This window comes from Acidobacteriota bacterium, assembly GCA_016196065.1.
In the GTDB taxonomy this organism is placed as follows: domain Bacteria; phylum Acidobacteriota; class Terriglobia; order Terriglobales; family Acidobacteriaceae; genus Acidiflorens.
In genome coordinates, this window is sequence record JACPYL010000012.1 from 269,570 (window position 1) to 282,060 (window position 12,491).

16 protein-coding genes are annotated in these 12,491 nt (G+C 57.2%); 6 read left to right on the forward strand and 10 right to left on the reverse strand.

Features of this window, described 5'->3' with window-relative positions; translation table 11 throughout:
* Positions 1 to 35 precede the first annotated feature (35 nt).
* Both HY010_13305 and HY010_13310 read right to left on the reverse strand, forming a co-directional pair.
* Complete coding sequence (locus HY010_13305; protein ID MBI3476703.1) at positions 36 to 275, reverse strand: hypothetical protein; 240 nt, start codon at positions 273 to 275, stop codon at positions 36 to 38.
* A gap of 258 nt (positions 276 to 533) precedes the next feature.
* Positions 534 to 704, reverse strand: a complete 171-nt coding sequence (locus HY010_13310; protein ID MBI3476704.1) for a Trm112 family protein — start codon at positions 702 to 704, stop codon at positions 534 to 536.
* Positions 705 to 930: 226 nt separating this feature from the next.
* Between HY010_13310 and HY010_13315 the strand changes: the two genes are divergently transcribed.
* The 3 genes from HY010_13315 (at position 931) to HY010_13325 (ending at position 3,556) form a co-directional block, all read left to right on the forward strand.
* Positions 931 to 1,851 carry a bifunctional 5,10-methylenetetrahydrofolate dehydrogenase/5,10-methenyltetrahydrofolate cyclohydrolase gene (locus tag HY010_13315; GenBank protein ID MBI3476705.1) on the forward strand — a complete coding sequence of 307 codons (921 nt, stop codon included), beginning with the start codon at positions 931 to 933 and terminating at the stop codon, positions 1,849 to 1,851.
* 67 nt (positions 1,852 to 1,918) lie between these two features.
* Entirely contained in the window at positions 1,919 to 2,554 is a 636-nt protein-coding gene (locus HY010_13320; protein ID MBI3476706.1) for a dephospho-CoA kinase, read from the forward strand.
* 357 nt (positions 2,555 to 2,911) lie between these two features.
* Positions 2,912 to 3,556: a hypothetical protein gene (locus HY010_13325; protein ID MBI3476707.1), complete on the forward strand. Its 645-nt coding sequence runs from the start codon at positions 2,912 to 2,914 to the stop codon at positions 3,554 to 3,556.
* A gap of 31 nt (positions 3,557 to 3,587) precedes the next feature.
* Here HY010_13325 and HY010_13330 read toward each other — a convergent pair whose 3' ends face one another.
* Together HY010_13330 and HY010_13335 are read right to left on the reverse strand one after the other, a co-directional pair.
* Entirely contained in the window at positions 3,588 to 4,007 is a 420-nt protein-coding gene (locus HY010_13330; protein MBI3476708.1) for a vitamin K epoxide reductase family protein, read from the reverse strand.
* 56 nt (positions 4,008 to 4,063) lie between these two features.
* A complete protein-coding gene (locus tag HY010_13335) occupies positions 4,064 to 4,987 on the reverse strand; it encodes a DUF1684 domain-containing protein (protein ID MBI3476709.1) in 924 nt (307 codons plus the stop codon).
* 127 nt (positions 4,988 to 5,114) lie between these two features.
* Here HY010_13335 and HY010_13340 point away from each other — a divergent pair, with 127 nt between their 5' ends.
* A complete protein-coding gene (locus HY010_13340) occupies positions 5,115 to 6,095 on the forward strand; it encodes a hypothetical protein (GenBank protein ID MBI3476710.1) in 981 nt (326 codons plus the stop codon).
* Between the two features lie 18 nt (positions 6,096 to 6,113).
* Here HY010_13340 and HY010_13345 read toward each other — a convergent pair whose 3' ends face one another.
* Complete coding sequence (locus HY010_13345; protein ID MBI3476711.1) at positions 6,114 to 6,464, reverse strand: phage holin family protein; 351 nt, start codon at positions 6,462 to 6,464, stop codon at positions 6,114 to 6,116.
* A 143-nt stretch (positions 6,465 to 6,607) separates the two neighbouring features.
* Between HY010_13345 and ybaK the strand changes: the two genes are divergently transcribed.
* Complete coding sequence (gene ybaK / locus HY010_13350) at positions 6,608 to 7,090, forward strand: Cys-tRNA(Pro) deacylase (GenBank protein ID MBI3476712.1); 483 nt, start codon at positions 6,608 to 6,610, stop codon at positions 7,088 to 7,090.
* A gap of 103 nt (positions 7,091 to 7,193) precedes the next feature.
* Positions 7,194 to 8,207 carry a radical SAM protein gene (locus HY010_13355; GenBank protein MBI3476713.1) on the forward strand — a complete coding sequence of 338 codons (1,014 nt, stop codon included), beginning with the start codon at positions 7,194 to 7,196 and terminating at the stop codon, positions 8,205 to 8,207.
* Between the two features lie 125 nt (positions 8,208 to 8,332).
* Here the strand turns inward: HY010_13355 and HY010_13360 are convergent, their stop codons facing one another.
* From HY010_13360 to HY010_13380, 5 genes are all read right to left on the reverse strand, one after another.
* On the reverse strand, positions 8,333 to 9,460 hold the full coding sequence (locus tag HY010_13360; protein MBI3476714.1) for a hypothetical protein: 1,128 nt from the start codon (positions 9,458 to 9,460) through the stop codon (positions 8,333 to 8,335).
* A 51-nt stretch (positions 9,461 to 9,511) separates the two neighbouring features.
* Positions 9,512 to 10,027, reverse strand: a complete 516-nt coding sequence (locus tag HY010_13365) for a DUF4188 domain-containing protein (GenBank protein ID MBI3476715.1) — start codon at positions 10,025 to 10,027, stop codon at positions 9,512 to 9,514.
* 135 nt (positions 10,028 to 10,162) lie between these two features.
* On the reverse strand, positions 10,163 to 10,522 hold the full coding sequence (locus tag HY010_13370; protein ID MBI3476716.1) for a hypothetical protein: 360 nt from the start codon (positions 10,520 to 10,522) through the stop codon (positions 10,163 to 10,165).
* 132 nt (positions 10,523 to 10,654) lie between these two features.
* Positions 10,655 to 11,077 carry a hypothetical protein gene (locus tag HY010_13375; GenBank protein ID MBI3476717.1) on the reverse strand — a complete coding sequence of 141 codons (423 nt, stop codon included), beginning with the start codon at positions 11,075 to 11,077 and terminating at the stop codon, positions 10,655 to 10,657.
* Between the two features lie 137 nt (positions 11,078 to 11,214).
* Entirely contained in the window at positions 11,215 to 12,360 is a 1,146-nt protein-coding gene (locus HY010_13380; GenBank protein MBI3476718.1) for a 4Fe-4S binding protein, read from the reverse strand.
* Between the last annotated feature and the right edge of the window lie 131 nt (positions 12,361 to 12,491).

Here is a 12,491-nt window from a genome sequence, read left to right on the forward strand (position 1 = left end):
GACCTAAATTCGAATTACTAAGTTCGTGAAAAACCTCACATCACCAGGGCGAGGCTTTCCAGTTCGCGTTGCAGTACGGGCAGAGAGCACCCGGAGATTTCGACCCGGCCGGCGGCGTCCAGAGCCGCTTGTGGCGACACTCCATAACCGCGGCCCATCAGAAACACTTGCAACAATTCAGCAGCATCCCGGGAATCAATCATGCCGCCCTGCAACAAATCGTTGCGCAGAGCCGCCAGTTCTATCGAAGAAAATCTTTCTCTCATGGCCGTCATCACCTCCGACCCCCTACTGCTGTGATCTATTAGACTCATCGGCAACCTACTTTGTTGCATGCAATTAAACTGCCGGAGATTCCCCACCTCGATGGATACGGTTTTCCGGGTAGTAACGTTCCCTCCAAACGTGCTGGATACAGTGATTTAGGGGAAGAAATGGGTGGAATCAGCACTCGCCAGCCAGGTTGCCAACAATGTTCAAACTGACACTCTGTGTCATTCTGCGGGGGCCCACGACTGGACTTGGCGATCGGATCAGGCCGCGTCTACGGTAGCGGCATCCATCAGCAAAATCGGAATCCCATCCTGGATGGGATACACGCGACGGCATTCGCTGCATTTCAGGCTGGGCGGGTTCTCTCGCAGGGCGAGCGCTTTCTTGCAAGCGGGACAAACCAGAATGTCGAGCAGATCCTGCGGAATCATGATCAGCCATTCTAACCGTGAAATCGTCGTTGGTCGATGGGGGCTCGTCGTTCGTCGCTCGTCCTTCGCTATTCGCACGCTGGAGTGGATGTGTTGCCCGGTCGTCGAGAAGCTGGGTTGCTAAGGACGAACGACGAAGGACGAACGACCAACGACCAACGACCATCGCCACACGGCATCCTTGATAGAATCGCCCTTCACACTCACGAAACAGAACTGGGGAGCAATGGCAGCGAAAATCCTGGATGGCACCAAAATGGCGGCGGAAATCCGCGCGGAAGTGGCCGCGGAAGTGAAGACCATGGCGGCAGGGGGCCTGCGTCCCGGGCTGGCGGTAGTTTTGGTCGGGCACAATCCTGCGTCGGAAGTCTATGTGCGCGGCAAGGTGAAGAGCTGCGAAGAAGTGGGCATCTACAGCGAGAAGCATACCCCGCCGGACACGGCGTCCACAAAGGACCTGCTCGACCTGGTCGCGGACTTGAATCGTCGAGATGAAATCGACGGCATCCTCGTGCAGTTGCCTTTGCCTTCGCAGGTAGACGCCAAGAAGATTCTGCTGGCGGTTGATCCTGCAAAAGATGTGGACGGTTTCCACCCCATGAATGTCGGATATCTTTCGACTCAGCGACCGGGGCTGGTACCCTGCACTCCGGCGGGCGTGATGGAAATCCTGAAACGAACCGGCATTCCCGTTGCGGGACAAGAAGCGGTTGTGGTGGGACGCAGTGACATCGTGGGCAAGCCGGTTGCCATGCTGCTCCTGAATGCGAATGCGACCGTGACCGTATGCCACTCCAAGACGCGCGATCTGCCGGGCGTCTGCCGGAAGGCAGACATCCTGGTGGCGGCAATCGGACAGGCGGGCATGATCACGCGCAATTTCGTGAAGCCTGGTGCGACCGTGATTGATGTGGGCATGAACAAAGTCAGCGAGCGCTCGGAATTCGATCGTCTGTTTGCTGGGAACAAAAAACGCGAAGAGACGTTTCTCACCAAAGGATCGACGCTGGTGGGAGACGTTCATCCGGAAGTGGCGGACGTGGCGGGTGCACTGACTCCGGTACCCGGAGGCGTGGGTCCGCTCACGATTGCGATGTTGATGGCCAATACCGTGAAGGCGGCGAAGCTGCGAAGAGGTCAGAAGTAAGAGGGTAGATCTAGTATTTACCTCTGCAATCTGACCTCTGACCTTTGCAATCAATCGAGAAATTCCATTGCTTAAAGTAGGCCTTACCGGCGGGATTGCGAGCGGCAAATCGGTCGTGGGCGAAATGTTCGTCAAGCTGGGCGCCCACTTGATCCGCGCCGACGACGTTGCGCATCAACTGATGCAGCCGGGACAAGCTGTTTACAACGAAGTGGTGCGGCGCTTTGGGCGTGAAATCCTTGATCCTGATGGGCGCATCAATCGGCCTCGCTTGGCCGCGATGGCGTTTGGAACCGCGAGCGGGGCGGCGCGCGTCGAGGAACTGAACGCCATTGTCCATCCCGCCGTGGTCAGATATGAGAATGAATGGATGGACGAAGTGGGCCGCAACGATCCGCGAGCGATTGCAATCGTCGAGGCGGCGCTTATCCTGGAAGCAGGCGTGGCAGACCGGTTTGACCGGTTGCTGGTGGTCACGTGCAGCCCGGAGCAAAGAGTGGAACGCTTCGCCCGCCGGCTTGGAATTTCGGTGGAGTCGGCCCGCGCCGAAGTGACCCGCCGCATGGCCGCCCAATTTTCCGAAGAAGAGAAAGTAAAAGCCGCAGATTTCGTGATCGACAATTCCGGATCTCTCGATGCGACCGAAGAGCAGGTCCGGCGCGTATTCGCCACCCTGCGCGAGGCGGCCGCACGAAACCAGTAGTTCCCCTCCGAGTAGTGGGTCAGTTTGAAACCGAATCCAATCCCATGCATCCGGCGGTACTCCTACATTCAGCCCAACGCATGAGTCCCATCCAACCCAACGCACAAAGTCCCCTGCAACCCAGCGCATAGAGTCCCGTAGGGACAAATGACAATAGCCCGGCGTTTCAACGCCGGGTCGGTTCCGCGTAAGGACGAAAAGTCCCGGGAGGGACGACTGATCTCGGGGATGCGCCTGTGAGAATTCAGCCGTGCCTAAGGCGCTTTGATGACATCAGTTGTGCTCCCCACAGTGGAGTTCTACAATTGTCTTGTTTCCCCTTCCGTAAAACGATCTGTGCCGGTTCAGGAGGTCCCCATGAAACCGCTCAGTGTTTCGTTACTGGCCGTAGCCATCGTTTCCATCTACCTGTTGACGAGTTGCGATTCCACACCGAAAGCCGGAGAGGGTGCAAGCACGACTGCGCCCGCAGCCCCGGTTAAGCCACCGCAACCTTACACGGGATTGCAGGCCTTCAGCTGCATCAGTGGCCTGGCACAGAAATGGTCCCCCGACGTGATTCCCGTGCGCCTGGAATCACAACCGAACAGCGAGGCCAATGGTCAGGGCGGCAAGTCCACCGTCTGGAAAGCGGGATTCATTTCTCCAAGCCGGCGAAAGCTCAAATACTTCTATTGCTCGGGCAGTCGGCTAAAAGAATCGCCGCCCTACGGACCGTCCGCTGGGAGCGAGGAACCATACGGTTCCGATGTGCCTGCGCTCGGATTCCAGTCGTTGTTTCTTAAGACCGACTCCGACAAGGCATTCGCAGTGGCGCAAGAGCATGGTGGCGCCAACCTGATCAAGAAGAACCCAGATCAAGTGGTGACCTACTTCGTGCTCTGGAACCAGAAACAGCAGGCTCTCCACTGGTACGTGATGTACGGCAAGGATAAGGAGTCAGCCGCAGGCACAGGGATCGTGAACGCTTTGACCGGCGTCTACGTGGGCATAGGCAAGTAAGCCGGCATCTGTGGCGTTGGCTGAGACGAGACTAGGTTTGGATCGCGCCACCCGGCCGGCGCATCCACTGCGCTAGAACTATTCCCAGATCCAGTAGCGTGAGCAACGAAATCACTCCCAGCGAAATCGCGCAGTAGATACACCAGACTCCCAGCACACTGGCTTCGATGTGGGCGAGGCGGAGCGAGAATCCGAGGGCGGGCAAGATCGCGAGCAACATCAGGCGGTAGGCTCGTTTGTAAGCGAGCGCAGCCAGCAGGAGATACCCCACAATTCCAATGGCGGCCACTGGAATGCCCATGATTACTGCGAAGGGACTCTTGTTAACGATCCCGCAGTCCCAGCGTTCGTTGATGCTGCACGGGGAATCGCCTTCGCGGTAGTGTTCGCGCAGGGCCAGTGACGAGGCCGTGATTCCCACCACACACAGGATTACCAGGATCCATTTCATGAACGTGCTCCAGGGAATTTTTCGAAATCAACTGAAAGCGAAGTTCTCTTCATCGGCTAGTCATGATAGCGCTGCTCTCCCGCCGGAATGGCAACGGTCAAACGATTCTGCACGGGCGGCAAAGGACACGTCGCATACGGTGTGAACGAGCACGGCGGATTCTCCGCACGATTGAAATCGAGCCAGAGTTCGCCGGGCTGCGTCAATCCGTGGTCAGGCAGATCGGTGTACAGGAATCTTCCCGCGCCGTAGGTGGTCGTCTTGCTGGTCGCGTCGCGAAGGATAAAAAACAAAGTCGTATCTTCCGGGTCCTCAAGTACGGGCTCGAGTCGATAAACTTGGCCATCGATCGTGAACTCCGCAGCTCCTGGGGCAGGCATCTTGCTGACCGTGCCGAGGATCGTGGGAATATCCAGCATCTTCGGCGGATTGTACGGAATCCACTTGGCGTGAACCCGATACGCGGCGTTGGGTGCATACCAGTGCAGTCCGTGAAAGCCGGTGCGGGTGGCGGCTTGCGCGTCCTTGATTCGCAACCCGTAGCGCTCGTCGCGGTGAATGATGATGATCGTCAGGCCGCCGAGCGAAAGCTTGGAGCGATTGGGACTGTCGTCCGAGAGCAAGGCTTGCTCTTGCGCGGGATGACCGTCGACCGCCATGTCTTTCGGAAACCCGCCCGACGGCGGGAGCAGTCGCAGCGCACCGCCTTTTTCCAAACGCACAACCGCGAGATGGGCCGGAGCCTTGGCAATCTGAATCTTGTTGTCAGCCGCGGATCCAACGGTGTTGTCGCCGTCCTTCAGCCATTCCAGCCCGATGAGGGAAAGCCAGCCTTCCGGCGTCTGCAGTGCGGCTGCCCGCTTCTCTCTCCAGGTGAGCAGATCGCGCTGCCAGTCGGGAGCGGCGGGGGTATCGGCGGCGAAGGCTAACGGGGCCAACGCAAGGACCAGAGCGGCGTAGAGAACCAGTGTTTTCTTCATGAGACTGCCTTGATAGCTATTTGTTGTTAGATGTTAGCACTGGCCGTTGGTGAGCGTTTTGGGTAAGCAAATCCGCCCAGGATTTAGCTGGATGAACTTCCGCTCGTGAGGCATCGTATATAGGACCATGCAAAAGTGCGCCCGCCTCCTGCTGATTTCCTTGGCCTCGATCGCTCCTGTATTGGCGCAGGAGACGGCGTCGCGTACACCTGAGGCTTCGCCTCCCGCCGTGCAAGCCTCAGCTCCTGCGATTCCCAATGCAACCCCCGCCGAAGCACCAAAGGCCCCTCCGATTGAGTTGAAGCCGGATGCTTCGGGCACCGTGCCCCAGGAGCAGATCCGCGAATTGTTGCGGCGCGTCGCGGAAAAAGATCTGGAAAACGAGAAGCGATTACGGGACTACACCTACATCGAGCGGGAAGAAGAGCACAGCCTCGACGGGCACGGCGACGTCAAGAAAGTTGAGTCCACCACGTCGGAGGTGCTGGTCGTCTACGGCGAACACGTCGAGAGGCGCATCGCGAAAGACGACAAGCCGTTATCCGCTGACGACGCAAGAAAAGAAGAAGAGAGAATCCAGAAGATCGTCGATAAGCGCAAGAATGAATCCGAAGGCGATCGCCGCAAGCGCCTTGAGAAAGAGGAGAAAGAGCGCGAAGATGGCCGCAAGTTCGTCAAGGAAGTCGCCGACGCTTATAACTTCCATCTGCTAGGTTCGGAGACGTTGGACGGCCACGATACATGGATGCTCGACGCCGACCCGCGCTCCGACTACAAACCGACCAGCAAAGAGTCCAAATTCCTTCCGAAACTCAAAGGGAGAATCTGGATCGACAAAGCCGAAATGCAGTGGGTGAAGTTCGATATCGTTACGACCGATACGATTTCATTCGGCTTGTTCCTCGCACGTATCCACAAGGGCACACGCATTGTCGTCGAAACGACACGCGTCAATGACGAAGTCTGGCTGCCGAAACACGTCCAATTTCACGCCGACATCCGGTTAGCCTTGGTGAAGAACTACGATGTGGACGTCGAACAGACCTTCCGCGACTATAAGAAATTCCGCACAGAGTCGACGTTCACCGTGGTGGGTGAAAGCCAATAGCCGCGCACCCTACGCCTCTCAGTTTGTCTTCTTCGGCATCACCAGCCAGTGCAGGATCGAACTGACGATCGAGAGTACGATCGCGCCAATGAAAGCGGCGAGGAAGCCCTGTACTTCGAATCCCCTCACGAGGACGGACGCGAGTTCCAGCATCAGCGCGTTGATCACGAACCAGAACAGGCCGAGCGTGATCAGCGTCAAAGGGAAGGTGAGGACTTTGATAAGAAATCCGATCGTCGCGTTGACCAGACCGATCACCAACGCGGCAATGAGAGCGGTCATCGCGCTGTTCACGTGAATGCCGGGCACGACTTGCGACACGATCCACACGGCCAGAGCGCTTAAAACCCAGTTCAGCAACAGGCGCATGAGACGGCCTCCTTATCCAGGAATTCTGAAACTATACACCGGCCTACGTAAAGCGTTTCTGTAGAGACGAGGCTTGCCTCGTCTCCCGGGCGAACGGCGATGGAGTTGCCATCGGAGACGCGGCAAGCCGTTACAATTTATCTGTGCCTGCGAAGACGAATGCCGCGCGTTTGCTTGACCAGTTGGAAATCCGATACGAATTGCGCGAGTACGAGGTTGATCCCGAAGATCTGGCGGCCGAGACGGTGGCGGCCAAGATCGGGCTGCCCGCCGAGCAAGTGTTCAAGACCCTGGTCGCGCGCGGGGATCGCAACGGAGTTTGCCTCGCAGTCATCCCCGGAGATCAGGAACTGGATTTGAAATCACTGGCGAGTGCTGCAGGTGAGCGGAAGATTCAACTCGTCCCGATGAAAGAGCTGCAGGGACTGACCGGGTACATTCGAGGTGGCGTGACCGCTCTGGCGGGCAAGCGGGACTACCCTGTATACGTCGATGAGACCATCGAATTGTTTGACGTGGTTTCCATTTCGGCGGGCATGCGCGGATTGCAGATTCTGGTTGCGCCCGCCGACTACCTGCGGGCGACTCGCGGAAGCCTGGCGGCGATCGGGCATCCGAAGAAGTAGGTCGAAATCAGGCCGCGAACGCCGTTCGACCCCGGTTTTACGCTGAATACTGTGGAAAATTTTACGACCGCATCGCTGTCTGATTAAATAGATAGGTCAATCCATGGCATCAACAGCAGTCCAAATTCGGCGGAATTACAAAGCGGCGACCCGGAACGTTCACGGGCTGTGGCAGATCATCAAGGCGCTCGCCTCGACGGATCATCCCCTGCTCGCGCATCTGATTCCGATCCGGCGCTGTAATTTGTCGTGCACCTATTGCAATGAGTACGACGACTTCTCGAAACCGGTTCCGACCGAAGAGATGCTTCGGCGCGTGGATCTTTTAGGCGCCTTGGGAACATCCGTGGTCACGATCAGCGGTGGAGAGCCTCTGCTGCATCCCGATCTTGACGACATCATCCGGCAAATGGTGAAACGGCGCATCGTTTCCGGGCTGATCACCAACGGCTACCTGCTGACTGCGGATCGCATTCAGCGCCTCAATCGCGCGGGACTGGAATGGCTGCAGATTTCGATCGACAACGTGAATCCGGACGAGGTTTCGAAGAAGAGCCTGAAGGTTCTCGACAAGAAGTTACAACTGCTGGCCGAACATGCCGACTTTCACGTGAACATTAATTCCGTGGTGGGTGGGGGCGTGAGCAATCCGCAGGACGCGCTCCAGATCGGCAAGCGCGCGCTGGCACTGGGCTTCAGTTCGACGGTCGGGATCATTCACGATGGCCAGGGACAGCTGCAGCCGCTGAAGGACGACGAAAAAGCGGTGTATCACGAGATGCAGAATCTCGAGCGGCGCAGCTTCACGCGCATCAATGCGTTTCAGGACAACATCGCGCAGGGGCGTCCGAATCAGTGGCGCTGCCGGGCCGGTGCGCGCTATCTGTACATCTGCGAGGACGGCCTCGTCCATTATTGTTCGCAGCAGCGTGGCTATCCGGGGATTCCGCTGGAAAAATATACCGTTGCCGACATCAGGCGCGAGTTTTATGCGGAGAAATCCTGTGCACCGCACTGCACAGTGTCGTGCGTGCATCAGGTTTCAGTGGTCGATGGGTGGCGAGCGCCACAACATCCAGCCCCAGTGGCTCCGAGCGGGCTCGTTCAGATCGAGTAACGCAATCAGAAAATCCAGCTGTAGAGACGAGGCTTGCCTCGTCTCTCTCGCAAACGGCGACGGCGCGTCCGTTGAAGGCGCAACAAGCCGCGTCTCTACGGACGACCCATCAATACGTGTAGGGATTAGCTGGCTGCGGAATGTTCCGGTGAATGGGACCGTTCTTTGGGGGTGCTGCGGTGTTCTCGCTGGGCAACGCGCAGATCGGCGTGCAGAGCATCAAGTGCGGCAGTCGGTAGCTCGGTTCCCCATTCTTCCATCTCATCCTCTGGCCAATGGCCATTTAAACGGATGGTGGAATCGGTCATGTCTTCCGGGAACGCAAGGCGGTAGCTGCCTTCGCGGCTGAGGATGTCGCCCACCTGGCGGCCGGAGTGCATCTCGTATACGCGCCGCGTCGAGTTGCCGCCGTTGTTGCTGAACACGACCAGCACTTCGCCTTCTTCGCCGTAGTCGGGACGATAAAACCAGGCTTGCGGTGCGTCGGATTTTGGCCGCGTGCGTTTTTTGGCGTGAACTTGCGATCCGACTGGTTCTGATTTCAGCTCGTTCGCAGGATCGAAATAAAGAATTCGCTGGCAGGATTCACAGGTGATCAGTTTTTCGCCGTTGCGTATTTCGTTGTACGTCTGTGGGCGCAACATGACCTGGCAGCCCATGCATTTGTGGTCCCGGACTTCGGCGAGCCCGCTGCCGCGGAATTTCATCACGCGCTCGTAGTGGCGCAGCAGGTCGTCGGACACGCCTTTGCGGAGTCCATCACGCTTTTCATTCCACTCGGAGAGCTTCGCCTGATCAGCGGCGGTGATTTTGCGCGCTTCTTCTTTTTCTTTTTCGATTTCCGCGGTTTCCGCTTTCAGTTCCGCTTCCGCGGCCTTGACTTCGCGCTCGCGGGCTTCCACGTTCACCATCACTTCGAGAATGCGGTCTTCGTTGAAGCGGATTTCCTGCTCGGCAAACTGAATTTCCTGGAGCAGCGCTTTGTACTGGTCGTTGGTTTTTACCGCCAGCGACTGGTCGCGATACTTGGAGATTTTGCCTTGCAGATCCGTGATGGCGGCTTCGAATTTCTTTTTGTTGGATTCGTCGGCTTTGGCGGCGGCGCGGGCTTTGTCCAGTTGCGCCTTGGTGCCGGCAAGTTTGGCTTCGATCAAAGCGACGCGTTTGGGGAGCGTGGCGATTTCGTCCTGCAGTTTGCGGATTTCTTTGTCCGCGACCTGGAGCTGCAAGAGTTTTTCTATGTCAGGAAGCATCGGTCCCGAGTGGCATCTGCCATTGATTCTAGCACGCCGCCGGAAGGTCGTTTAGGCCGAAGAGCCATCATATAAGTCCTGTTCCGAGAGGACGGGTGCTGCCGCGGGTTTCTGGCCTGCTCGGCTGGATGCTCCAAACATGGCTCCCCGCGCGGGAACTACGGGCGCAAAGCGCATGAAGCCAATGGCTTCGGGCATGTCATCGTAGACGGCTTCCATGCCGCCGGCGCGGAAGTAGGTTTCGTGCCAGAAGCCGGTTCCGCTGGAATTCTTCAGAAAAGTCTTCCACCACTGCCGGTGGGGATCGGAGCGAGTCCAGGCCATTAGTGATTCCAGATCGCGCCAGTATTGCCGCATCCCGACATGCGGAGGAAACAAGGAATAGAGGACCGGTTCGTGCAGCAGCAAGCCATCGGGTTGGGCGGCGGCGGAGGAAGAAATCCCGGGGCCAAAGCCCAGCAAGGTTTTCAATCCGGTCAGCCGGTTGACGCGCATGCCCAGGTAGATCACGACCAGGTTGGGAAATCCGGAGAGGTCGACGGTCTGGCGATTCACTTTCGTTGGCATGAGTGGAAGATTAGCGGCGAGCGGGAGGCGTCGCAGTTTTTTCGGGGGGGGCGTTGGTGGGGATTCGTATCAGTAGTTGGAGAAATCGCCTGTTAACGTCAACTGGCACGATTAAAGGTTTAACGAATACCGCTGTCATTGTCTATTTTCGATGCCACGATTGGTTTGTGAGTAGCGACCAATGCCACGGGCATCCGGGATGATGTGCCGGAACAGGTAGACAAGCTTGAACCAGCCCGAGGTCTCTAACAAGATGAGTCCGCCCCACAGATCGCTGTGGCTGCCCCGATAACGCTGCTTCCAATGCCACATCGTCACAAGCACAAGGTAGACCATGCCGGGCAGAACGAGCAACATGGCCGCCACCAAGAGTCCCGCAAAAACCGCTTGGTTGGTCACGAATATGCACGGGAGTGCAATGAAGAGACCTACTAGCGCTGCGATTCCAAGCTGGCGCAATAATTGAAACCTTGATTGCCAGAGTGTTTCGCTCATGCGCGTTACTTTATTACAGTTTCAGCCGTCCGTCAGTTCGCTCAATTGGCGTAACATTCGCGATTACACCAACAACTCTGGTCCGGCAGGAGGTTGGGGGCAGTAGTTGGTGAAATCGCCTGATTACGACAGCTATCCTTTAGCCTTGTACTCTTCGACGAACCTTGGATCACCGATTAGCTCCAGATGGGCGCTTGTGCCGCGGACGCGGACCGTTTCGCCGCAAGATTCCATCGCCAGTTCTACATCTGCGGCCATATTCAGTGGAATCGATATCAAGCTTTCTGAGACCACATCATCCAGCCTCAGTGATCCGTCATACAGGTAGACGATATCTCCGCCCCAGACTTGCTTTGCCACAGAAAACGCCCCCTCAATTTGCGCATCCCCGATACGCAATGTCGCTTCCTGAGCCCAAAACGTCCCGTCGTCTTGCGCCGGTGTACCCTCGGACTGATGGATGTAGACGGACGGAAAGTGTATGAGCGCGCCTCCGTTTTCCATGGTTATGTGGTCAACGGCTGAGTCGTGAATTTCCATTGCAAGGTTAGGCACACTGAAAGGATATCGCTAAGGGTGTACTCATAGTTGGCGAAGAATCGCGATTACACTCATCGACCCAGAATCGACGGACCTCTGCCACGTTACGCTTTGCAGCCGAAGTGCTTGCGGCTTTCTTGTTTTGGGGCTGCTTACTTCTCACCCGGCATGGGATGCCGGGCTTCATCGGCGTGCGGAACGAGTTGCTGGTAGGTGGCGCTCGATACGTGCGAGTCCCAATAGCCCGAAGTTTTCGCGAAGCCAACGATGCCGAAGAACAGCACGGCAATCCCCGCGGCCATAGCCCATGTCGAAATTCGTGGCGCGGCGGGAACCAGTTTCGGAATTGCCGGAAACGATAAATTGAGTGTGTCTCTGGCCGGGCAGACGGCTACACACTCCAGGCATCCGGTACATTCGGCTGATTTGATCGTGACTAGCTGATCGACTGGCAGTGCCGAGGGACAAGCTTTCGCGCACTTCGCGCAATCAATGCAGGTTTCCGGATTGCGGCGGATGCGTGCCGGACTGAACAGGGATGTGATCCCCAGTAACGCGCCGTAGGGACACAGGTAGCGGCACCAGAAATTCTGGATGAACAACGACGCTACGACCAGCACGCCGAGTACGATCGCGCCGGTCTCTCCCATGTGGCGGAAGAAGTTGAGCATCTTTACGTCGGCAATGACGCCGTACGGGCTGTTCATGAAGGCGGCGAGTTCGTCGACTGCCATGGAACTCACGGCCCAAACGAAAAAGCCGAGGAGCAGATACTTCAGTCCGCGGAAGAAGGCGTCAAGCCAGCGCGGCAGATGAAAATTCCGGCGGAAGATTTTTCGTCCCAGCTGCCACAAGTATTCCGACAGCGTTCCTACCGGACACAGCCAGCTGCAGAAGGCCTTACGAAACAGGAACGACATCGCGAGAAACGAGATCAGAAGGAATAAGCCCGCCGGATGCAGGGACGGTACGTGTCCGGTGAGCAGCAGGTATTTCATGTTCATCAGTGCCGCGATCGGGAGCCAGCCCTCCACTCCCGCCGGACGGGCAACAGAAGTTGCCGCGCCACCAGGCTCATACTGCCGAACCCAGAAATAAAACTGTGTACCCATCCAGAGGTTCAGCAGCAGAAATGCAACTTGAAAACTGCGGCGCGTGATCTGGGAATGGTCGCGGTCGGTTCTGCGGATCAGTTTCTTTTTCGGCTTTGGGAGTGAGCGCGGAGTCTCTTGGCTGGTCGCGGAGATGATGCCTTGCGGCGGTGCGACAGTAATTTCGGATTGAGATTGAGTCGCCATCACGCCACCACCCCTGACTCATTGAGGGTAGAGCCTTCACGAACATTAGGATGTGATCTAAGTCACGGTCGTCGTACATTTGTGTAAACTACTGATTCAGTGGCTACTTGGGGAATTTCCGCGCGCAAGAC